We start from the raw sequence: 20,935 nt of genomic DNA, 5'->3' as shown, positions 1-20,935 counted from the left end.
AAAAGACCAAACCAAACTCTAAAAAGAGTGCCGCCATGTAAACCCAAGAATAATTCATGAGAATATTGACAAAAAGATGCGAAAGAGGAAAGAGCATCAGATAAGAGATGACTGCTGAAAGCCCCACTCCCATACCGACAAGACCATAAATCTTTCCGAAAAAGCGGTTCAAGCCCGCATCACTAGTCGTATAAATTGCATTTGATTCCATAGTTATCTCCTAAAAATAATGAATTATTGGTGGTGGCTTTGTAGAGTCTTGCGACGGAAAAACTTACGATTTTTTATTCGGTTTCGTAAGGGTGTCGCTGCTTCTTTAACCGCCCAATACTTATCCACCATAGTAACAATATAAGATTCCTTATACTTCGGCGGCGCAATCGTTGCTCCCCACATATGCTTGAGGATAATATCCTCTTCTTTTTTGTTCAGATTAACAAGCTTTCTGGCATTACGAACAGCAATACGTGGGTGTACCCAAGCATGACTCTTGTTAAATTTAGTCACTCGCCAATCATAATAGAAAAAGTCATGTAAGAGACCACCTCGAGCTGTGCTCTTGGCATCCCAGCCAAATTTTTTAGCAATTTTATAGCTGGTGTAACTAACATTAACCGAGTGTTCTAAACGTGTCGAATGATGGTGTTGTACAATCCCATCCAATTTTTGAAAACGTGGATGAGAAATCAAATGTCCCACAACTTCCATGAATTCTTTATCATCTTCTGGTCGTTTCATAATAATACCTCATTAATGTTTCTAATGCTTCTTCATTATACCACTAGTACTTAAAATTACTTTAAAAGTCAGTTGTTTTCTCCTAAAATCATCCTTGAGACCTAGAGACTAAACATGAGAATTCCTGCTGCAACAGCAACATTCAGACTCTCCGCCTGACCTGGCATGCTAATATGTACGAGTTGATCAGCAGACTCAGCCATGTCCTGACTAATTCCCTGACCCTCATTTCCCATCACTAGGGCAAAATTGCCATCTGTCTTAACTGCTTTATAGTCAACGGAAACATCGGAAAGAGTCGTTGCTAAGACGGGTATACCTTGTTTTCTGCAAGCCTCAACCATGTCAAGAATTGGTCCACGATAGATTGGAAGGTGGAAATGACTTCCCTGCATAGAACGCAAGGTCTTCTGATTATAAATATCAGCTGATTTATCCGACAAAAAGACTCCGTCATAACCTGCGGCATCTGCTGTTCGAATCATTGTTCCTACATTACCAGGGTCCTGAACATCCTCCAAGAGAAGATACTTCCCTGAGAGAGACTTTGGCAAGACTTGAGATTGTTTAGCAACTTCTACCACAATCCCTTGAGGTGTCTGAGTTTCACAGAGTTCCTTAAGCACCTCTGGACTAACCAACTTAACCTTAGACATATTAGCCACACGATCAGCCATTTCCTCAAGTACGAAAACTTGAAGAATCTCGGCACCGCTTGCCTTTGCTTCCTCAAAAAGATGCCATCCTTCTAAAAGATAGCTAGTTTTACGGTGCTTACGCTGCAATAATTTTCTAGCAGACTTAATGCTAGCATTTTGCTTTGATTGAATGATTTCCATACACTCATTATAGCAGAAATCCCCTGATAAATCTTGGACTTGACCGACTTTATAGCAAGGATTATACTAAAAGAAAGAGCTTTCAAAAGGAGGTCATGGACCATGCAAAAAGTACGATTATTAGTCTCAGGAAAAGTCCAAGGTGTTGGTTTTCGTTATTCAACCTATGCTCTAGCACTAGATATTGGAGATATATGCGGTCGGGTTTGGAATAATGACGACGGTACTGTTGAAATTCTAGCTCAGTCAGATAACCCTTCTAAGTTAGCTAAATTTATTCAAGAAGTTCGAAAGGGGCCTTCAAAATGGTCTAAAGTAACCTATGTCGATGTGACCATGGCTAACTTCCCTAATTACAGCGATTTTCGCATGGCTAATTAAGGCCGGAGCTCCGTTTTTAACTTGTTCTCTTCCTTAAAAAAAGGTAAAATAGACAAGTATAACTAAAAAACAAAAGGAATGATATTGTGAATAAAAATCAAAAACGTCTAGCCCTGATGGGACTTGCTGCCAGCATGCTTCTCTTCCTATCAGGATGTGTGAGCCTTGATAAGTCTGGTAATCCTACTGGTTGGGTTTGGAACCTACTTGGTCGCCCTATGAGCCACGTCATCACCTACTTCGCACATAATTTAAATCTGGGATTTGGTCTTGGCATTATCTTCGTAACCATCATTGTTCGTTTGATTATCTTGCCACTTGGTCTTCACCAATCTCGTAGCGCAGCCTACCAAGCAGCAAAACGTGAATACCTTGCGCCTATCTTAGAACCAATTAACGAACGTTTGCGCAACGCTGAAACTCAAGAAGAAAAGATGGCTGCCCAGTCTGAACTCATGCAAGCTCAGCGTGAAAACGGTCTAAGCTTGATGGGCGGTGTCGGCTGTCTTCCTCTATTGATTCAGTTCCCATTCTTCTCAGCACTCTACTATGCAGCACGTTACACTCCTGGTGTACTCAAGGATAACTTCCTCTGGTTTAACCTTGGTCACCGTGACTTCCCATTGATTATCATCATCGCAGCGCTTTACTACTTCCAATCTTGGTTGTCTATTCAACAAGTTCCTGAAGAACAACGTAAACAAATGGCAGCGACGATGTACAGTATGCCAATCATGATGATCTTCTTTGGTATTAGCTCACCTGCAGCCGTAATCCTCTACTGGTTCGTTGGTGGTATCTTCTCTATTATCCAACAGTTGATTACCAACTACATCATTAAACCTCGCTTGAAAGAAAAAGTTGCTGAAGAGTTCAAAAAGAACCCTCCAAAAGCACCTCGTACAACACCAAGCAAGCGTAAAGATGTGACACCAAAAAATACTCAAGCAATTGCGAGCAAACCAAAGAAAAACCGTAACGCCGGTAAGCAAAATCGTAAATAAGCTACAAAGCACTCTTGGAATTTTCCAAAAGTGCTTTTCTTATAGACTAATTCAGACTAACCTAATTCCTAATAGCGCCAACAACCAAAAAAGGAGTGCGACAGAACGACTGTTTTGTCTCACTCCCACTAGTTTCAAATATTGAACACCTTAATTCCAACAGTCACCTAGGCTGTTTTTTCTACACTAAGGATTTCCACAGAGTAGCTACCTGCTGGTGATTCGATAGCGACTTTGTCGCCAACTTTCTTACCAATCAAGGCTTGAGCAATCGGACTTTCATTTGAAATCTTACCTGAGAAGATATCAGCACCGGCTGCACCAACGATATGATAAGTATCTTTGTCGTTTGTACCAACTTCTTGAACAACAACAGTTTTACCAATTGCAACTTCGTCATTAGCAACAGCATCACTATCAACGATTTCTGCATAACGAATTTTTGTTTCAAGAATTTGAATTTGTCCTTCAACAAAGGCTTGCTCGTCTTTGGCTGCTTCATACTCAGAGTTTTCTGAAAGGTCACCATAAGAACGTGCAATCTTAATACGTTCTACAACTTCTGAACGACGGACGAGTTTGTACTCCTCCAATTCCGCTTCAAGTTGTTCTTTCTCCGCTTGTGTCATTACATATGTTTTTTCTGCCATTTTTTTCTCTTTCCTATTTTTTGAGCCCTTGGCTTTATTTTCAAAATCACTCTTTGTTTGCTTGATTTTAATGAGCCAATCAGACTATTTATCTTTTAGTTTGCTATTAATGTAAGTTTCAACGTTATGCTGATGCTCTTCATAGCTTTCAGCAAAATAAACATTACCAGTAGTTACATCTGCAACAAAGTACATGTACTTGGTAGATGATGGATTGATAACCGCTTCAATTGCAGACAGACTAGGACTGTCCACAGGACCTGGCATCAACCCCTTATGAACATAATCATTATAAGGGGAGTCAATGTTTGTGTCAATAGTTGCATCTTCTTTCAAGGTCGTTTCCTGACCAAGTTTTCCAAGAGCATAAAGAACTGCAATATTACTTTGTAGAGCCATGTCTGAGTTAAGACGATTATAGAAGACGCTCGCAATATTTTTACGATCGTCATCTGTAGCTCCTTCTTTTTCCACAAGAGAAGCTAGGGTCAAAATTTCATTAACATTGTGCCCGCTAGATGAAATCGTCGCATAGTAAGGTGATAAGTAGGTGTCCATCGTTGACAACATTTCCTCTGCCAAAGATTCCACCGTCGTATCGTCATGAATGTTATAAGTCGCTGGGAACAGATACCCCTCTAGGACATACTTAGCATCCGTAGAATTCGGAAGGTTGGCCAACAAGGTTGGGTACTTCGCTTTCATCTTAGTAATGAAAGCATCATCCTTCATCAGCTTCAAGAAATCTTTTGCCTTAAGTCCAGTTGATGTTTTTTTGCCTTTTTTCGCTGAGGAATTAACTTCAACTGCCTTAGCAATTTGATCAATGGTGTATCCTTCTTTGACCAAGACCGTACCAAGAGATGGCTCCTGAGGTTTATCACTTCCTTTTTTCTGAAGTGCCTCAATAATTTCATCCATAGTCATGCTAGCCTGAAGGTTGTAATAACCACTTTTCAGATTTGAGATGTTTTTAAACTTGGTATAGTAATTAAAGACCTTACCAGACTTAATGACACCAGCTGATTCCAATAGTTGACCAATATAACTGCTACCTGAATTTTCAGGAATTTCAACACTAACAAACTTAGTTGAATTAACATCTTTTGCGCCAACAGCATCACTAACATAACGATAACCAAAGAATGCAGCTACTGACAAGATAAGTAGCAAGAAGATAATAATATTTCTTGCAATTTTACCAGCACGACGGTTATTTTTATTGCGTTTGTGATTTCGGTTAGAACGTGAAATCGGCTCTTCGTCGACAATGTCAGCCTGTTTAACATCTTTTGGCGAAGACTTTTTCTTCTTCACTTTCTTACCTTTCTTTTTCTTAGGTTTTCCAGAGGGTTCTAGAGAAATACTCTCATCATCCTCATTACCATCAGCCACTATCTCTGATTGAACCTTTTCTTGCGACGCTTGGTCACTTGTTGCATGATGTTCCTGCAAGAATGCTTCTTTTTGACGTTCTGAGGTCAATTTGGCCTCCAATTCTTTAGGGTCTGTATAAATAGCTTCGTTAGACTTAGCTTCAATGAGCTCCTTGGCAACATCTGCAGGAATATACTCCTCTTCAGATGCTTCGTTAAGGCTAGTTTCCCAAACTGGACGTTTAAAACGGCGTTTCGACGTTTCAGTCTCCTGAGGTATATTTACCTTTTTCTCCTCCTCGATAGGTTCTTTAGAAATAGACGCTTCATTTGAATGAGCATCAGACACTAAAGACTCAGCTTGGGAAACAGAAAACAAGCCAACACTATCTTGTTGAGAATCTTGAGCCGTCTCAGAAGTCATAGATTTAGCCAAAGCACTATGAGAAACAGAATGTGAACTAAAATCTTGGTTACTTACTTTATTGGACGCTGAGGTACTATGTGTTGTAGCGCTCTCAGCTGACGTTGAACGTGGTGTCTCGGGCATAGTTGCACTTTTATTATGCTCCTCCTCGCGAAGAGAACGGAGCCGTGTTGCTTCTTGTAAATCTCGAAGAATCTGATCTTTAAAGCTTAGGCTATCTTCAGCAGATTCCGAGTGTTCATTAAACTTGTCCGTCAAGGCATACCTCCTCTATAGTAACAAACGCCATTATATCTTAAAAAGTCAGTTAATGCAAATCAATTGGTCCTTTGTCACAGTAACGTAACACTGAATTCAATGGGTTTCTGGATTCTCCCAAACCATATTATACCAAGTGCTACCGCCATGATTTGATTCTGATTCTCCTTCATCAGTGAAACCATTCATCTCATAATAGGCAATCAGGTAATCATGGCAAGTCAAACTAATACCTTGGCGTTTTTGGGCGATAGCCAGATCCTTAAGCGCTGCAATCAAGGCTGTCCCAATCCCTTGCCCTTTAAAATCTTTGGAGATAGACAAACTAGTAACTGCAATAAAGCCTCCTTGACTAGCATTAGGAACCACCTTATGGAACAAGTCATCTGTAAGATAACGTTCCGCAATCACAGGCCCTTCAATGTAGCCAGCTACAACGCCATCAATTTCAGCAATTAGAAAGGTATCACAAATCGTCTTTAAACACTCCGCAATAGCCTCTGGAGTTGCAGCCTCTTCGGGTGAAAAATTATCTTGTTCGATACGGACAACATCAGCCCAATCATCCTCTCGGGCATGTCGAATAAGCATATTAAATTCCTTTCTATTAAGAGAAAGAGCTGAGCGAAATCGCTACAGCCCTTAATATATTACATGTGTGTTTGCAAGCTTGCTAAGAGCTCTTCAAACGAGCGTTCGTAAAGTTGGATGTCCCCAGCTCCCATAAAGACATAAACAGCATTGTCATGGTCAAGGAGAGGTGAGACGTTTTCAACTGTAACCACTTTGGCCGGTTTATTGATCTTAGCAGCAAGATCTTCAACCTTAACATCACCATGGTCAACTTCACGCGCTGAACCATAAATTTGCGCCAAATAAACAGCATCTGCTTCGTTCAAAGCTTCAGCAAATTCATCAAGAAGGGCAATGGTACGTGTGAAGGTATGTGGTTGGAAAATAGCAACAATCTCTTTAGATGGGTACTTTTGGCGTGCTGCATCAAGCGTTGCAATAATTTCAGTTGGATGGTGAGCAAAGTCATCGATGACAACAGTACCACTGATAATTTTCTCTGTGAAACGACGTTTAACACCTGAGAAAGTTTTAAGGTGTTCTGCAACCAAGTCCATGTCGAAACCAGCTACATAGAGGTTCCCAATAACCGCAGTTGCATTCAAGATATTGTGACGACCATAGGCTGGCACATGGAATTCTCCAAGAATTTGTCCATCGTGTTTTACCTTGAAATTAGACCCTGTCGTTGTACGAACAATGTCTGTTGCCATAAAGTCATCATTTTCTTCGAAACCGTAGTAATAGATTGGCGCATTGGCTGTAATCTTACGAAGGTGTGGATCCTCACCGTAAACAAAGAGTCCTTTTTGCACTTGCTTAGCATAATCATCAAAGGCAGAGAACACATCATCGATACTTGTAAAGTAATCAGGATGGTCAAAGTCAATGTTAGTGATGATTGAGTATGCTGGGTGGTATGGCATGAAATGACGTTCATATTCATCAGACTCAAAGACAAAGTATTGTGCATTAGCAGAACCTCGACCAGTTCCGTCACCGATAAGGTATGACGTGTCTGTGATATTTTTCATAACATGTGACAAGAGACCTGTTGTAGAAGTCTTCCCATGTGCACCTGCCACACCAAAGCTAGTGAATTGATCCATGAAGTGACCCAAGAACTCGTGATAACGCTTAAAGCTGTAGCCATTTTTAATCGCATAAGCAACTTCAACGTTGTTGTCTTCACGAAAGGCATTCCCAGCAATCAATTCAACATCTTCTGTGATGTTTTTTTCATCAAAAGGAAGGATAGGAATACCTGCTTGCTCAAGACCACGTTGTGTGAAGTAATATTTTTCCACATCTGAACCTTGAACCTTGTGTCCCATTTGGTGGAGCATCAAAGCCAAAGCTGACATACCAGATCCTTTAATTCCAATAAAATGATAAGTTTTTGACATAGTTTCTCCTTACAATCGCACTGTGATTAGTTTGCGTCTTCTAAATGCGTCAAATTTAATTCTTGAGCAACTCGGTGTTCACGGTAAGTTTGACGTTCTGGGTAATTATAAACCTGGCTACGTTTCAAGAAGTCATAGCTATTTTTCTTGACGTTCTTACGAGATGGGTTACTAGGCTGTTGATAGGTTGGAGCCACTTCTGCCAAGATGTAAGAATCCTGTTGCAGACGATTTGCCAAGTGATGGATTTTTGAGTGTTTCCCGTTAGGTGCTAAAGTTCGCTTGATAGCACTTACAGGAGCTCCCAAGATAGATGCTGTCACTGGCCCTTTATCCGTTGTTACAGCAGCTGGCTCAACAGTAGCCTCAAAGCTTGGCTTAGCTTCTACCTTAGGCTTAGCAGTTAGTTGACGGCTATTAGTATGTTTGGTTTGTTGAACTTCTTGGCGGAGGAATTTTTGGCGTTTCTCACGGACATCACGCTTAGCCTTTTCACGGGCTTCCTCTGCATAAGTCATGCCAGCTTCTTGAGTCTCCACTCGTTTTGAAGCCTGCTTACGATTGCTAGGCTTAGCTGACAAGAAATCATAGTTCGGCAACAAATCATTGTAGTCCTTATCTTGGTAAGGGCCACGGATATTTGTGATTAAATCTTCATTTTCATATAGGCGCATAGAGACCGGTTCTTGCAAGCAAGATTCCCCGTCTGGAATCAGCGGAAATTGTCGTCTTTGGCGATGCATAAAAGACTTCCTTTCGTTTTCGAGATGATGCGTATCTTAATATAAACAATCGGGAATGGGAAGATACGTCTTGCAATATTCTATTATAGCCTAATTCAAAAGATTTGCCTAGTAGCATTTTTACCTCTTAGTATTTCAATATCAAATATAACAAATTAAGATATTGCAATACCAAGAATTTCTTTAATGTCCTCAACAGTCATGCTGGCACGGCTTTCATTGCCATCCAAGACAGTTGTCACAAGGTTCTTCTTGCCTTCTTGAAGCTCAAGAATTTTCTCTTCAATAGTCCCTCTTGTAATCAAACGGTAAACTTCGACATTTTGTTCCTGACCTATACGATGCGCACGACTAATAGCCTGCATTTCTACCGCTGGATTCCACCAAAGGTCAATCAGAATAACCGTATCAGCACCAGTTAGATTCAGTCCCACTCCTCCTGCTTTTAGAGAAATCAAAAAGGCATCTCGACTTCCTTGATTGAAGGCTCTAGTCATCTCTTGACGACTATCAGATGGCGTTGACCCTGTTAGCTTATAAGAGGAAATACCTAGTTCTTGTAAGAGCCCCTCTGTAATATCTAACATCCCACGAAATTGTGAAAAGATAAGAACACGGTGGTCTGAATCCTTAATTTGACTAAGCAACTCTCTTAGGCTATCTAATTTTCCGCTATCTCCAGCATAGTCCATAAAAAGAGCTGGGGTATCACAGATTTGTCGTAAGCGGGTAATTCCTGACAAAATTTCCACCTTACGACGGTTAATTTCCTGATCACTTGCAGAAATTAAACCTTGCTGCATCTGTTGCAATTGCGCTAAATAGATAGCTTTTTGAGCATCTGACAATTCACTTTGGTGAGTGATTTCAATCAAATCTGGTAAATCAGGAAGGACCTCTTCTTTCCTACGTCTTAGAATAAAGGGAGAAATATACCTAGCCACTTCCTTTGGTGTTAACTTAAGAAAAGTTTTCTTAGCCGGTAAAAGTCCTGGTAGAATAATTTGGAAAATAGACCAAATCTCCAACAAATGATTTTCAATAGGCGTTCCAGATAGTGCTAAGCAATGTGGAACAGAAAAATCACGTAGATATTGGGCAATCTTTGTCTGTGTATTCTTCATGACCTGAGCCTCATCGAGAATGAGATAGTCATATTTACCAGCCTTGTAGGCATCAAAATCCTGACGGAAGGAAGCGTAGCTTGTAATAATAATCTGGTGGTCTTCAGCAATGATGTCATCACGTCTTGGCTTGAGTCCATAAGAAACCGCTACATCTAACTGAGGAGCGAACTTTTTAAACTCATCCTGCCAATTGTAAATCAGGCTTGATGGTGACAAAACCAAGACTCGTTGCCCTTCTTCTAAATGTGCAGAGAGATAGGCAATGGTCTGTAAGGTTTTCCCCAACCCCATATCATCGGCCAAGATACCGCCAAAACCATAGTGATGCAACATAGATAGCCACTGAACACCCTTTTCCTGGTAGGGACGAAGGTCAGCTTCTACCTTATAAGTTGGCAAATCAAAGGTCTCTGGTTTACTCAAATGTTGCGTTAAGAGTTGGAAATCTTTTGAAAAACGAACAGAATCGCTTTCTGAAAGAACATCCATTAATTGATAGGCAGTCAATTGATTTAGTTCTAGGTGACCTTGCCCTGAATATCGAGCTCTTAGAGTTTTGAGACTTTCACTAATACGATGCGTCGCCTCATCAAAAACAATCAACTGACCACTACGATTGATAAAATAGGGCGAACTTTCCATCAAAGCTACTAAAGCATGATCCACATCTTCATCGTCAAGACTTGAAAAATCAAAGGAAATATCTAGTAAATTCCCCTGACGCTCTACCTGAACCTGTGGACTCTGTTCAACCCGTAAGTCACGCAACTCCTGCCCAATCAGAACCGTCCCTGTATTTTCAAATTCTGGTAGAGTATTCGTAAAGAAATCATAGAGCTCTTGACTGCTATCTAATCGTTTAGATGACTGAAAATCAGGGGTGAATCCATGCTTAGCCATCAAACGGAAAACAGCCTGCTCATGACGATAGTTACTCGTAAATCCTAAATGACTCAACTCTTGTCGATTATGGACTAGGAAACCATCAAAATCAAAGGCTAATGTAAGTATAACCTCACTGTCACCTTTCAGGTCAAAGTGAAATCTCGGTGTAAAATCCTTGATATTAAAGGCTTTAGGAGCTTTAACTGGTCCCATAGTCCTAAAATCAAAAAGACTAGCAGCCAAGATGGCTTGTTCATCGAGATTAAAGCTGACATGCTTATTCAAATCGCTTCCGATTGGAAGAGAGCGTAAACCAACCAAAAGTTTTTGTTGTTTTCGATTCAAACGATAAAAAACACCTTGATAAAAGAGAATACGATTATTAAAAAAGGCCTGACTATTCTTCTCAGCAACAGTCAATTCAATCATCTTAGGCTCGACAGAAATATCAAACGAGAAGAGATGGGCATCAGCAGTCAAATCCTCAACCAAAAGTCGGTGATATTCGGTTCCTTCCCATTCAAACCTAAAGCCATCCAAATCTTGCATCCGTCTCAAACCTTCCTCAAAAAAACCGTAGGGGAGACAAAGATGACGTGCATTATTCGGTAAAATAAAGTCTAAATTAGTCTTGGCTTCATCTGGAATCATCCGTCCTAAGAAGTCTAAAAATGCCTGTGAAGCCTGGTCAAATTGAATAAGCGATAGGGGTTCATAATAGTTCTTACCTATCTGATAATAACCCTCAGCCTCTACAAGTTTGAGAAAGGCAGGAATATCTCGAATAACATAAGAACGTTCATCTGGTAAGCGACGTAAACGTATACTCCACCAAATCTCTGAACCAAAGGTCGATTCCTCTCCTTCCACCATCAAGCTATATCTAACAGTATCATCCTCATTTAGGGAAAGACCTTCTAAAAATAAGCCACCAAAAGAGTGACCTCGCTCTTGGCCCTGAGAGGACTCTTGTTCCTCTTCCAATTCTGCCAAGAGACGCTGGCCTTCTTTATCGTTTTTTAGATAATACTCAATCGCTGCCAAATGGGGACAATAGCCTTTTTGAGAGAAATAATCACAGTCACACGTGATTTCAGAATCGTTGAGTGCATAAATTAAATGATGTTGGTCAACTGTTGTATCCAACTGAGTTTCTGAGACCTGATGAATGGTAATGAGATCCTTTTCAAAAAGTTCAATACCCTCATTACGGACTCTACCCGGCATCAATTTTGCCATAGTATTCACCCCTATCTTATCCCTCTATTATAGCACAAAATCCTTATAAACTAGGCCTTCACCAAGATAAAACAAAAAAACACTCCCGAAGGAGTGTCGCAGATTATTATTCGTAATCAAGTTTATCTGAGTGACCTGAACCATTACCAACATAGTAACCTGTCTTACAGTTGATACTGAAGAGATAAGTTCCATCTGGAAGGTACAAGTTGTAGTAACCATTACCATTGATGATATTAACTGGCTCAAGAATGAAGTTATCTCCTGAGAAGTAACCACGTGAATGTGAGTCATTGATGATCTTATCAAGAACACCATCAGCCCATGTCCAAGCTGGGTTACTTGTATCTGCTACTACGTTTGCATTATAAGGCACACGTGAGCGGTCACGTTGAAGGATTGATGGGTTATAATTTGTGATTCCGCGTGTTACAACTGTTGAAGCTGCAGCTGAGCCACCAGTAGTTCCTCCAGTCGCACCAGTTGAACCTGCTGAACCTGCTGAGTTAGCTGCTCCATTTTGCGCTCCAGAAGTATTTGATGCGGCCGCACCACCGCCATTAGAAGCTGCTCCAGATGCGTTATCACCTGAAGGTGCAGCAGGACTAGCAGTATTAACACTTTCAGAAGCTGTCGCTGCAGACGTTGCACTCGCAGCCTTAGCTTTTTCTTCAAGTTGAGTCTTACCACCCTTAATAGCTTCTTGAATAGTGCTATCGAGACTCGCGTTCCCAGTTGTTGTTACACTTTCTGGAAGATTATTAAAGTTGGCATCTGATTTAACAGCGATAGAGGCATTATAGCTACCATCTACAAGAGCATCTGACTCAAACTGACTGTTAATCTTTTGTACAGCTTCAATTTGTTTCTTCAAGTTATCATATTTTTTCTTAGCTGCATCATAATACTTGGTTTTCTCCAATTTCTTGAGCAGTTTTTCCAAATCTGATAACTTACCAAATTGATCATTAGCGAGTTTTGTTTGCTCGTCATCTGTGAAGAAATTCTTATACATTTCTTCAAAGGCCTTATTATCAGCAGCTGACGTATCCTTGCTTGATGATGATGTCACTGCTGAAGAAGCTGTGCTTGTTGTTTTCGCCGATTGGCTATGTGTTCCTTTATAAAGAGCATAGCTACCACCGATAATAGCTAAAGCAAGAACTGCTAGAGCACCGATAACAACACCTTTACGACGGTAAACTGGAATGTCACCATCAAAGGCACTCTTATGCGATGGTGAAATAGACTCTGAAGAGATTCTGTCTTCTGCAGATGGGCGATTAACTGCCATAGACACTTTTGGTGTTGTCTTTTCTTCATCAGCTTTTGCTCCAGTTACCCCTGCCACTGTTGATGCAATAGCTGCCAAATCAATAGTGTCTGAAACAGCAGCATCATCCAACAAAGGTTTTGAAGCTTGTGGCTCAGTATCGTCAATATTGGCAACATTGGCAACAGCAGGATTTTGTAGTTCTGGATCATCAATGTTAGCAATCAAAGGATTGTTATCATCAATATTATCTATCAATGCATCGTTATAGGCTGGCTGATTAGTTGAAGTAGATGAATCAGCGAGTGCATCACCAAGGTCAAATTTTTCTGTTTCTGACGTGATGAAACGATCAGCATTTGTTGACGTAATGATAACTTCAGAACTTTGACTTTCTGGTTCTGCAATAACCTCAGGTTCAACAGGGGCATTTGGCAACTGCTTGTCAATATGAGATTGAGTCTCATCAGCCTTGTTATCTGTAGCACCAAAACCAAATGTGACCGGTGTTACTTCTTCAGTAGCTGTTGTAGAGTTGATTGACTCATTAGCCATTGATTGACCAATCAAACCTGAATCCGCAAACTCCTGACGTTGCTTTTGAATAAAAGCATCCAAAGGTGATGTGTCGCCGTCAGCTTCAATTTTCTTTGAAAATTTTTGTGAGGCAACTTCTTCACGGTGTTGCTTGATATACTTATCCAAAATGCTATCTGTTTCTGTTACACCAGCATTAATCTCGGCTTCTTTTCGGACAGCCTCACCGACCGTCATTTCCTTGGCATCTTGGAAATCTAGCTCTTGGCTACCTTCATAGCCATTTTGTGTTTTATCTTCTGACACGTTTAATTTACCTTTCTAGCCTCAGAACGGCGAACACGCTCTCCAAAATATTGATATAAATCAACACGGAGGGTTCCGTTATAAAGCTTACGTTTTTTATCGGCTTTCATACCGTATTTGCTTTCAAATTGTTCATCGCTGGTCAAGATAAACTTGCTCCAAGTTTTAAGTGGCGCAAAAGTTTGACCCATTTCATTATACAAGATATCCACAGCCTTGTCATCCAACAAACGCTCACCATAAGGAGGGTTTGAAATAATGACACCATTGATTTTATCTGTTTTCAGGTCCTGTAAACGCATTTGTTTCAATTTAATAACATCTTCAAGACCTGCCTCACGAGCATTGGCTTTTGCAATTTCAACCATACGGCCATCAATATCACAACCCATAATATCTAATTCAATATCGTAGTTTGCCTTGCTATCTGCTTCATCACGTACCGACTGTACTAAATCCTTATCCACCCAATTCCATGCTTCAAAGGCAAAATCACGATTAAATCCTGGTGCAATGTTCATGCCAATCATTGCAGCCTCAATACAGAAGGTCCCTGAACCACAAGTCGGGTCAATCAATGGTTTATCCGGATACCAATTACTAAGTTCAAGGATAGCAGCCGCCATATTTTCTTTAATCGGTGCTCCACCTTTGTCAGTACGGTAGCCACGCTTAAAGAGACTAGCACCTGTGGTATCAATCAAAACCGTAGCCTTATCCTTCAAAATAGAGACTTCAATCTTAAATTCCGTTCCTGTTTCTTGGAGAGGCACTCCTTCTGGACGGTGGAAATACTTCTGCAATTTCTTAACGACAGCTTTTTTTGAAATCGCCTGAACAGATGGCTCATTATGAAGCTTTGATTTAACACATTTAGCCTTAGAAATTGGGAACTTTGCACCTAGCGGAAGATAATTTTCCCAGTCTAAAGCAAAAACTCCCTGAAAGAGTTCCTCAAAGGTACGTGCTGGAAATTCACCCACTACAATCTTGATACGATCTGCTGCTCTCAACCAAAGGTTGGTTTCAGCAATTGCACGAACACCACCTTGGAAACGCACCTTACCATTTTCAACCTGCGTGTCATAACCTAACTCACGCAATTCACGTCCAACCACAGCCTCAAGACCTGCTGCTGCAGTTGCTACTAATGTAAATGTTTCTTTCATTGTCATCCTTTTATCTCATTGTTACGCGTACAAACTTTCTTAACCGATAGCTTATTACCCACTCTTTTCTTTAAATATAAAAGAGAGAATTCTTGCTAAAAGAAGGCTGAGACATGTGTCCCAGCCTCACCTATATGCAATTTTCTATAAGCCATGTTTTGTTCCAGAAGTGACTAGGTACCACTTCCTTCGATAATCATCTGTCTACTGCAAAGCAGTCAGGATGGTCCGTTCGTTTCCAGCCATCCCATGCCCCTACCAAAGTTTGGGTTGCTAGCTTGAGGGGTTTACCGCGTTCCACTTTTTAGGTTTCCCTAAAAACTCCGTCACTGTGGCACTTTCAGAGCTACTAAAACCTATCCGAAGACTTAGCCAGTTCACTCGCCGTAACTTGAAAATCAAGTCCCTAGGCTTATTAATTCACCTAGCACAAACACTACTGGCATCACAGCCAGTGCTAGCATGGACTTTCCTCATGGAAGACTAGCAACCATGCGATTATCCAAAAATTGCACAAACCAGTTTTATTCGACGATTTGTTTTCCAAAGACCTCTTTCTCCAAACGACTGACACGTTTTAAGATATCATAGTTTGAAGCCGAAGCAACATTGGCATTCGCACGTGATGGTTCACTTGTCGCACTTGCGTATGCTGGGCGACTAGCAGGAGCTGATGAAGTCTTAGCCTTCAGTTTTGCATTTTCTTCTTGCAATTCCTTAACTAGAGCAATATAGACACCGTAATCTTTGATTACATCGTCTAGAAACTCATCAACTTCTTTTTTATCGTATCCACGCATGCTTGTTTTAAATTCTTGTTCGTAGATTTTCTTGGGCGTTAAATTAATCTTAGCCATTTTTATTCTCCAATACTTGTCTTATCTAACTTACTAATACTTTACTGTCTAATGTTTTTATGATACAGAAAAAAAGATAAAAATGCAAGTTTAAAATTCAATTATATCCTATTCCGACATGACTTCATTGAGGTCATCAAAAGTCAGTCTAGATACGGGATAACCCCTTGCTTCTAACATCATACCGTAAAAATATTTCAGATTTGTTTCATTTTCAGGTTCATAAAATAAATAAGCCTGATCTGTATTGTCAATGAGAAACTGATTAAATTGTTTAAACTGTGCTGGAGATTGGTAAGCGGGGAAGCTGTACTTGACAAAATCAACCTGCTTAAAGGCTGCTAGTTTTGTTTGATTCGCTTCATTCCAATTCTGACCATGCGTTTCAAAAGGGAAGAGGGCCGCTAACTTCAAAGGATAGTCTTTTTGAAGTTCTTTGGCTACTTCTAGTGCCCAAAATTCAAAACCGAGGTTCCCAGTAAAAATCATCCAATCCACACCATCATCCAAGAAACGCATCAAATCACGTTTGATTGCTTTCTTGATAATGGTTACTTTAGGGTCCTTGTCTTTAAAAATACCGAGTTCAAAGCTCTTATAGCCAGTTACCAGTAGTGATGTCATTTGTTGTTCTCCTCGTTCATTTTATGGTATAATAAAATAGTCTTTATGCATATCTTATAAAGAAGAAGGGAAAGAAATGGTAAACTATCCCCATCAGGTATCTCGTAAGATAGCACAAGTACGTCCTAAAAAATCAAATAGAGTTGACTTTGCCAATCGGGGGATGAGCTTTGAAACTGCTATTAACGCGACTAATGATTACTATTTGTCGCGTGGTTTAGCCGTTATTCATAAAAAACCTACCCCTGTTCAAATTGTCAAAGTCGATTATCCCAAACGCTCACGGGCAAAGATTGTAGAAGCTTACTTTAGACAAGCTTCTACTACCGACTACTCCGGCGTTTACAAAGGATACTACATTGATTTTGAAGCCAAAGAGACACGACAAAAGACATCCATGCCTATGAAAAACTTTCATGCGCATCAAATTGAGCACATGTCTCAGGTCATCAGTCAAGATGGGATCTGCTTCGTGCTACTTCACTTCTCGACGCTTAAGGAAACCTACCTTCTGCCTGCCAAAGACTTAATCGCTTTTTATCAGATTGATAAAGGGACGAAATCAATGCCTCTTGATTATATCAAAAAAAGAGGCTATGCAATTGCAGAAGCAGCTTATCCTCAAGTTCCTTACTTAGAAATCATTGAAAAATTATTAGGTGGTAACACATAATGGCTAAATTTAATTTCAGCAACTTTAAAGAATCACTTAACGGTTTGACTAAACGTGCTAAAAACATCAAGGTCAAGCGTTCAGATTCTTCTCGCTATAGCAAAGGAAAACGCTCTGCCGCTTCAGACCAAAGTTTGGGCTGGCGTATTGCAAAATACGGATTTATTGGACTGCTTACTTTCTTTGTAGTCTGTGTCATCGCTGGTGGTAGCCTCTTTGCCTACTATGTTAGCAGTGTTCCTAAACTTACCGAGAACAAACTGCAATCAACAAACTCAAGTAAGATTTACGACGCTAATGGTAGTCTTGTTGCCGACTTGGGAGCTGAGAAACGTGAGAGTGCATCAACAGATGAAATTCCAACAACTCTAGTTAATGCCATCACCTCTATCGAGGATAAACGTTTCTTCACTCACCGTGGGATTGACGTCTACCGTATCATGGGGGCAGCTGTTAACAACCTTCGTCGTAGCAGCACCCAAGGGGGGTCTACGCTCGACCAACAGTTGATTAAGTTGGCTTACTTCTCAACTAACACTTCTGACCAAACCCTTAAACGTAAGTCACAAGAAATCTGGTTGTCACTCCAAATGGAGCGTCAATTCACTAAACAAGAAATCTTGACCTTCTATATTAATAAGGTTTATATGGGTAATGGTTACTACGGTATGAAGACTGCAGCTAAATCTTACTTTGGTAAGGACTTGAGCGACCTCTCTGTTGCCCAAGCAGCTCTTCTTGCTGGTATTCCACAAGCACCAACACAATATGACCCTTATGCTAATCCAGATGCTGCCAAAGAACGTCGTAACACTGTTCTTGACGAAATGTATGAAGACAAGAATATTTCTAAAGAAGAGTACGAGCAAGCTAAAGCAACTGATGTATCAGATGGCCTTCTTCCACTTACGAAGAAAGCTAGCTATGAGCCATACTTAGATAACTACATCAAACAAGTTATTGAACAGGTATCTACCGATGCCAACGCTGATATTTACTCAGCAGGTCTCGACGTCTACACTAACCTTAATCCAGATATTCAAAAATATATCTGGAACGTCTATAATACTAACGACTACGTATACTATCCAAACGATAGTCTCCAAGTTGCTTCTACTATTATTGATGTTACTAATGGTCGTGTCGTTGCCCAATTGGGTTCACGTCACCAAGACGAAAACATCGCACTTGGTACCAACCAAGCTGTTCAAACAGACCGTGACTGGGGTTCTACAATGAAACCAATCACTGACTATGCTCCTGCTATTGAAAAAGGTATTTATACAAACACTGGTACGACTGTTTACGATAATCCTTACAATTTCCCAGGTTCTTCAACACCAGTTTACAACTGGGACCGTAAGTATTACGGAAGCATTTCATTGACTTATGCACTTCAACAATCACGTAACGTTACAGCCGTTAAAGCACTCCAAGCTGCTGGTTTGGAATATGCTCAATCCTTCTTGAAGGATTTGGGTATCGAGTATCCAGAAATGTACTACTCAAATGCCATCTCATCTTCAACATCATCATCAGATTCTAAGTATGGTGCATCAAGTGAGAAGATGGCCGCAGCTTATGCAGCCTTTGCAAATGGCGGTACTTACTATAAACCATCTTACATTAAATCAATCAAGTTTGAAGATGGTTCAACTAAATCATTTGATTCTAAAGGTGTCGAAGCCATGTCACCACAAACAGCCTACATGATGTCAAGTATGTTGAAACAAGTATTGACAGGTGGTACAGCAACTGAAGCTTATGTTCCTGGTACAATCAATGCTGGTAAGACTGGTACATCTAACTACGGTGACGATGAGTACTATAAAGTACAAAAAGAAAGTGGTGTCTATGCTGACCTTATGGTTCCGGATGAAACTTTCGTTGGTTACAATACTAAGTATGCAATGGCGATTTGGACAGGTTACAAAAACCGTAAAACACCACTTTATGGTTCAGACCTTGATATCGCTAAACAAATCTACGGTGTAACAAGTAGCTACCTTAACCAGATGTATGGTGCTGGTTCTGAAGATTTTGAAATGCCTAGTGGTGTTTATAACAATGGTAGCTATGTCTTCCTTACTGGTTCTTCAACATCAAATGTTTACACAGGATCACTAGGAACATCTAGCTCATCATCAAGTTCGGACGCCAGCCAAAGCAGTGACTCATCAAGTTCACAAGATAGTCAACAGTATGGGCCTGATGCTTCAACAAATCCATCGACATCGGCCTCTAACGGCTCTGAGCATTCGAATTCAAACACTGCTACAGCAGAAGAATAAGAAATAAGAAGGGTTATCCGATTGGATAACTCTTTTTTTACTGATAAATTTTAAAGAAACTACGAAAAACCACTGGAATCATTTCCCAGTGGTTTCATTTATTGTCTTATTTTGAAGCAAGGGCTCCCATTGGGTCCCAAGGAGCAAGTACTTGTGGCTCTGCTTCATAGGCTGCTAATTCTTCAGCTGTAAGGAAGTCTTTACGGACAACGATTTGATAAGTGTATTCATCCATCCAGGCATCAGAAGCGACAAAGTAACCTTTTTGTCCGACCTTGTCTCCCCAAGAGTTTTCAACCTTCCATTTAACAGGTTTGCCATCAGCATCCAAATCAACCCCAGTCAAAACCATGGCGTGAGTCATGAGAGATTCACTGTAATCCAAACGTCCTGCCTTGTCTTGAGTCAAGTTAATATCCATGCTAGCTGTAAAGTCATAAACATTAGTTGCAAGAATACCTTTTTGACGGTCTGAAACTTGACCAACATCTGAACCAAACCAAACAGTTTCTCCAGACTTCATCTGTGCAATAGCAAGCTCTTTGAAACGGTCCATTGGGAGGTTGATATAACGAACACTTGGTGCACCTACAACATTACCTAACATCTCAACAGTATAAGATTTTCCGTAAGGTTTATCAGTTGTTGGAGCGTTGATAACTGACACATAGTCGCTAAGTTTGAGACCCACATATTTTTCAAAGAATACTTGTGGTGTGATATTTTTCTCAGATTGATAGTTGTCATCCTTATCTCGGTAGGCAAAATCAAACTGACGTGGTGGTAAACCGAGAGTCATAGCAAGATAATTGAAAATTTCTTGAAGAAGCTCTTCCTTCTTAGCTTGAACGGTAGCCTGATCAGCACCACCTGCAATTAGGTCACGTAAGATTTGAGCATCTTGACGAAGGAGCTTATTGAGATATTGGTTAAGCTCACGACTATTGCTTGAAGATACAGATTCTGGATAAACCGATTTTGGTACAACACCGTATTTTTCAAACAGTGATACGACCATATCCCATTGTCCACCATCTTGTTGAGGGGTATCCAAAAGGAATTTAACCTTACGACTGCCAATCTCTTGATCTGCTGTAGCAATGATTTGTTCCAAGAACCAGTTTGATTTTTCATACTTGTCCCAGAAGAAGGTGTGGGCTTGAGAAAGCTCGAAACTTTCCAATTTGAAATCTGAAATCAATTTGTGACGGAAAGTATTTAGTGCCGCAAACATCCAGCAACGTCCTGAAGCTTTCTGGTTAGACACCTCATCTTTAGTCAAATCGATTGAGAAAACATGGTCGTTTTCAACTTCTGATTGACGTGTTTCGATGGATTTGAGCAAGCCATTATGAGTTACAGCATTCTCAATAGCACTGTACTTGGCATTGGCCTCATATTCTGCAAATAGTTTATCTGTGAAATCTCTTGATAGTGAAGTCATAAGATTCCTCCTTTTAAGCCTTATTCTTCTCTATTTTATCACTAATTTCTGAAAATTCAATTTAAAAACACCCCTAGCTTAAACTGAACTGCACCCCAAAAGTTAGACAGAAAAA

At 40.4% G+C, this 20,935-nt stretch carries 17 protein-coding genes, 1 other RNA gene and 1 pseudogene; 4 read left to right on the top strand and 15 right to left on the bottom strand.

Features of this window, described 5'->3' with window-relative positions:
• The 3 genes and pseudogenes from HMPREF2867_RS03495 to HMPREF2867_RS03485 all read right to left on the bottom strand — a co-directional run.
• Positions 1-211: pseudogene (locus tag HMPREF2867_RS03495) on the bottom strand (BAX inhibitor (BI)-1/YccA family protein); the annotation flags it as partial.
• A gap of 23 nt (positions 212-234) precedes the next feature.
• Positions 235-738 (bottom strand): HD domain-containing protein, encoded by a 504-nt coding sequence (locus HMPREF2867_RS03490; protein WP_002883682.1) that lies wholly within the window; start codon positions 736-738, stop codon positions 235-237.
• A 101-nt stretch (positions 739-839) separates the two neighbouring features.
• Positions 840-1,577, bottom strand: a complete 738-nt coding sequence (locus HMPREF2867_RS03485; RefSeq protein ID WP_070575859.1) for a TrmH family RNA methyltransferase — start codon at positions 1,575-1,577, stop codon at positions 840-842.
• A 102-nt stretch (positions 1,578-1,679) separates the two neighbouring features.
• On the opposite strand from HMPREF2867_RS03485, the gene HMPREF2867_RS03480 reads away from it, so the two are divergent.
• Together HMPREF2867_RS03480 and yidC are read left to right on the top strand one after the other, a co-directional pair.
• Entirely contained in the window at positions 1,680-1,958 is a 279-nt protein-coding gene (locus HMPREF2867_RS03480) for an acylphosphatase (protein ID WP_070575857.1), read from the top strand.
• An 86-nt stretch (positions 1,959-2,044) separates the two neighbouring features.
• Positions 2,045-2,962, top strand: a complete 918-nt coding sequence (gene yidC, locus HMPREF2867_RS03475; RefSeq protein ID WP_037598962.1) for a membrane protein insertase YidC — start codon at positions 2,045-2,047, stop codon at positions 2,960-2,962.
• Positions 2,963-3,129: 167 nt separating this feature from the next.
• Here yidC and greA read toward each other — a convergent pair whose 3' ends face one another.
• From greA to HMPREF2867_RS03420, 11 genes are all read right to left on the bottom strand, one after another.
• Positions 3,130-3,612 (bottom strand): transcription elongation factor GreA, encoded by a 483-nt coding sequence (greA, locus tag HMPREF2867_RS03470; RefSeq protein WP_070575855.1) that lies wholly within the window; start codon positions 3,610-3,612, stop codon positions 3,130-3,132.
• Positions 3,613-3,696: 84 nt separating this feature from the next.
• The gene (mltG, locus tag HMPREF2867_RS03465; protein ID WP_070575853.1) at positions 3,697-5,673 is read right to left on the bottom strand and encodes an endolytic transglycosylase MltG; all 1,977 of its coding nucleotides are present in this window, start codon (positions 5,671-5,673) and stop codon (positions 3,697-3,699) included.
• Positions 5,674-5,769: 96 nt separating this feature from the next.
• A complete protein-coding gene (locus tag HMPREF2867_RS03460) occupies positions 5,770-6,264 on the bottom strand; it encodes a GNAT family N-acetyltransferase (protein ID WP_070575850.1) in 495 nt (164 codons plus the stop codon).
• Between the two features lie 59 nt (positions 6,265-6,323).
• Entirely contained in the window at positions 6,324-7,652 is a 1,329-nt protein-coding gene (gene murC / locus HMPREF2867_RS03455; RefSeq protein ID WP_002883664.1) for a UDP-N-acetylmuramate--L-alanine ligase, read from the bottom strand.
• 26 nt (positions 7,653-7,678) lie between these two features.
• Positions 7,679-8,395: a divisome accessory protein ZapJ gene (locus HMPREF2867_RS03450; protein ID WP_002886515.1), complete on the bottom strand. Its 717-nt coding sequence runs from the start codon at positions 8,393-8,395 to the stop codon at positions 7,679-7,681.
• Positions 8,396-8,550: 155 nt separating this feature from the next.
• Positions 8,551-11,646 carry a pilus expression-regulating Snf2 family helicase gene (locus HMPREF2867_RS03445; RefSeq protein ID WP_070575847.1) on the bottom strand — a complete coding sequence of 1,032 codons (3,096 nt, stop codon included), beginning with the start codon at positions 11,644-11,646 and terminating at the stop codon, positions 8,551-8,553.
• Between the two features lie 106 nt (positions 11,647-11,752).
• Entirely contained in the window at positions 11,753-13,762 is a 2,010-nt protein-coding gene (locus tag HMPREF2867_RS03440) for a cell division site-positioning protein MapZ family protein (RefSeq protein WP_070575844.1), read from the bottom strand.
• 2 nt (positions 13,763-13,764) lie between these two features.
• Positions 13,765-14,931 carry a THUMP domain-containing class I SAM-dependent RNA methyltransferase gene (locus tag HMPREF2867_RS03435; protein WP_070575962.1) on the bottom strand — a complete coding sequence of 389 codons (1,167 nt, stop codon included), beginning with the start codon at positions 14,929-14,931 and terminating at the stop codon, positions 13,765-13,767.
• 142 nt (positions 14,932-15,073) lie between these two features.
• Positions 15,074-15,441: RNase P RNA component class B (gene rnpB, locus HMPREF2867_RS03430), an RNA gene on the bottom strand.
• A gap of 14 nt (positions 15,442-15,455) precedes the next feature.
• A complete protein-coding gene (gene gpsB, locus HMPREF2867_RS03425; RefSeq protein WP_002889860.1) occupies positions 15,456-15,788 on the bottom strand; it encodes a cell division regulator GpsB in 333 nt (110 codons plus the stop codon).
• A 108-nt stretch (positions 15,789-15,896) separates the two neighbouring features.
• Entirely contained in the window at positions 15,897-16,412 is a 516-nt protein-coding gene (locus HMPREF2867_RS03420) for an SLOG family protein (RefSeq protein ID WP_070575841.1), read from the bottom strand.
• A 76-nt stretch (positions 16,413-16,488) separates the two neighbouring features.
• Between HMPREF2867_RS03420 and recU the strand changes: the two genes are divergently transcribed.
• Both recU and pbp1a read left to right on the top strand, forming a co-directional pair.
• Positions 16,489-17,085: a Holliday junction resolvase RecU gene (recU, locus tag HMPREF2867_RS03415; protein WP_048673914.1), complete on the top strand. Its 597-nt coding sequence runs from the start codon at positions 16,489-16,491 to the stop codon at positions 17,083-17,085.
• Positions 17,085-19,376, top strand: a complete 2,292-nt coding sequence (gene pbp1a / locus HMPREF2867_RS03410) for a penicillin-binding protein PBP1A (RefSeq protein WP_070575838.1) — start codon at positions 17,085-17,087, stop codon at positions 19,374-19,376. Before recU ends, pbp1a begins: the two co-directional genes overlap by 1 nt.
• A gap of 106 nt (positions 19,377-19,482) precedes the next feature.
• Here the strand turns inward: pbp1a and pepC are convergent, their stop codons facing one another.
• Positions 19,483-20,820, bottom strand: a complete 1,338-nt coding sequence (gene pepC / locus HMPREF2867_RS03405) for an aminopeptidase C (RefSeq protein WP_070575836.1) — start codon at positions 20,818-20,820, stop codon at positions 19,483-19,485.
• Positions 20,821-20,935 lie beyond the last annotated feature (115 nt).

It is taken from the genome of Streptococcus sp. HMSC064H09 (assembly GCF_001812625.1).
Taxonomy (GTDB): domain Bacteria; phylum Bacillota; class Bacilli; order Lactobacillales; family Streptococcaceae; genus Streptococcus.
The sequence above is the reverse complement of the archived record's forward strand: the minus strand, read 5'-3'. Positions and strand labels throughout refer to the sequence as shown.

What these genes read in the sequence shown, in the direction of transcription:
- HMPREF2867_RS03490 (WP_002883682.1), bottom strand. Translation starts at nt 738, where the DNA reads ATGAAACGACCAGAAGATGATAAAGAATTCATGGAAGTTGTGGGACAT.
- HMPREF2867_RS03485 (WP_070575859.1), bottom strand. Translation starts at nt 1,577, where the DNA reads ATGGAAATCATTCAATCAAAGCAAAATGCTAGCATTAAGTCTGCTAGA.
- HMPREF2867_RS03480 (WP_070575857.1), top strand. Translation starts at nt 1,680, where the DNA reads ATGCAAAAAGTACGATTATTAGTCTCAGGAAAAGTCCAAGGTGTTGGT.
- greA (WP_070575855.1), bottom strand. Translation starts at nt 3,612, where the DNA reads ATGGCAGAAAAAACATATGTAATGACACAAGCGGAGAAAGAACAACTT.
- HMPREF2867_RS03460 (WP_070575850.1), bottom strand. Translation starts at nt 6,264, where the DNA reads ATGCTTATTCGACATGCCCGAGAGGATGATTGGGCTGATGTTGTCCGT.
- murC (WP_002883664.1), bottom strand. Translation starts at nt 7,652, where the DNA reads ATGTCAAAAACTTATCATTTTATTGGAATTAAAGGATCTGGTATGTCA.
- HMPREF2867_RS03450 (WP_002886515.1), bottom strand. Translation starts at nt 8,395, where the DNA reads ATGCATCGCCAAAGACGACAATTTCCGCTGATTCCAGACGGGGAATCT.
- HMPREF2867_RS03445 (WP_070575847.1), bottom strand. Translation starts at nt 11,646, where the DNA reads ATGGCAAAATTGATGCCGGGTAGAGTCCGTAATGAGGGTATTGAACTT.
- HMPREF2867_RS03435 (WP_070575962.1), bottom strand. Translation starts at nt 14,931, where the DNA reads ATGAAAGAAACATTTACATTAGTAGCAACTGCAGCAGCAGGTCTTGAG.
- gpsB (WP_002889860.1), bottom strand. Translation starts at nt 15,788, where the DNA reads ATGGCTAAGATTAATTTAACGCCCAAGAAAATCTACGAACAAGAATTT.
- HMPREF2867_RS03420 (WP_070575841.1), bottom strand. Translation starts at nt 16,412, where the DNA reads ATGACATCACTACTGGTAACTGGCTATAAGAGCTTTGAACTCGGTATT.
- recU (WP_048673914.1), top strand. Translation starts at nt 16,489, where the DNA reads ATGGTAAACTATCCCCATCAGGTATCTCGTAAGATAGCACAAGTACGT.
- pbp1a (WP_070575838.1), top strand. Translation starts at nt 17,085, where the DNA reads ATGGCTAAATTTAATTTCAGCAACTTTAAAGAATCACTTAACGGTTTG.
- pepC (WP_070575836.1), bottom strand. Translation starts at nt 20,820, where the DNA reads ATGACTTCACTATCAAGAGATTTCACAGATAAACTATTTGCAGAATAT.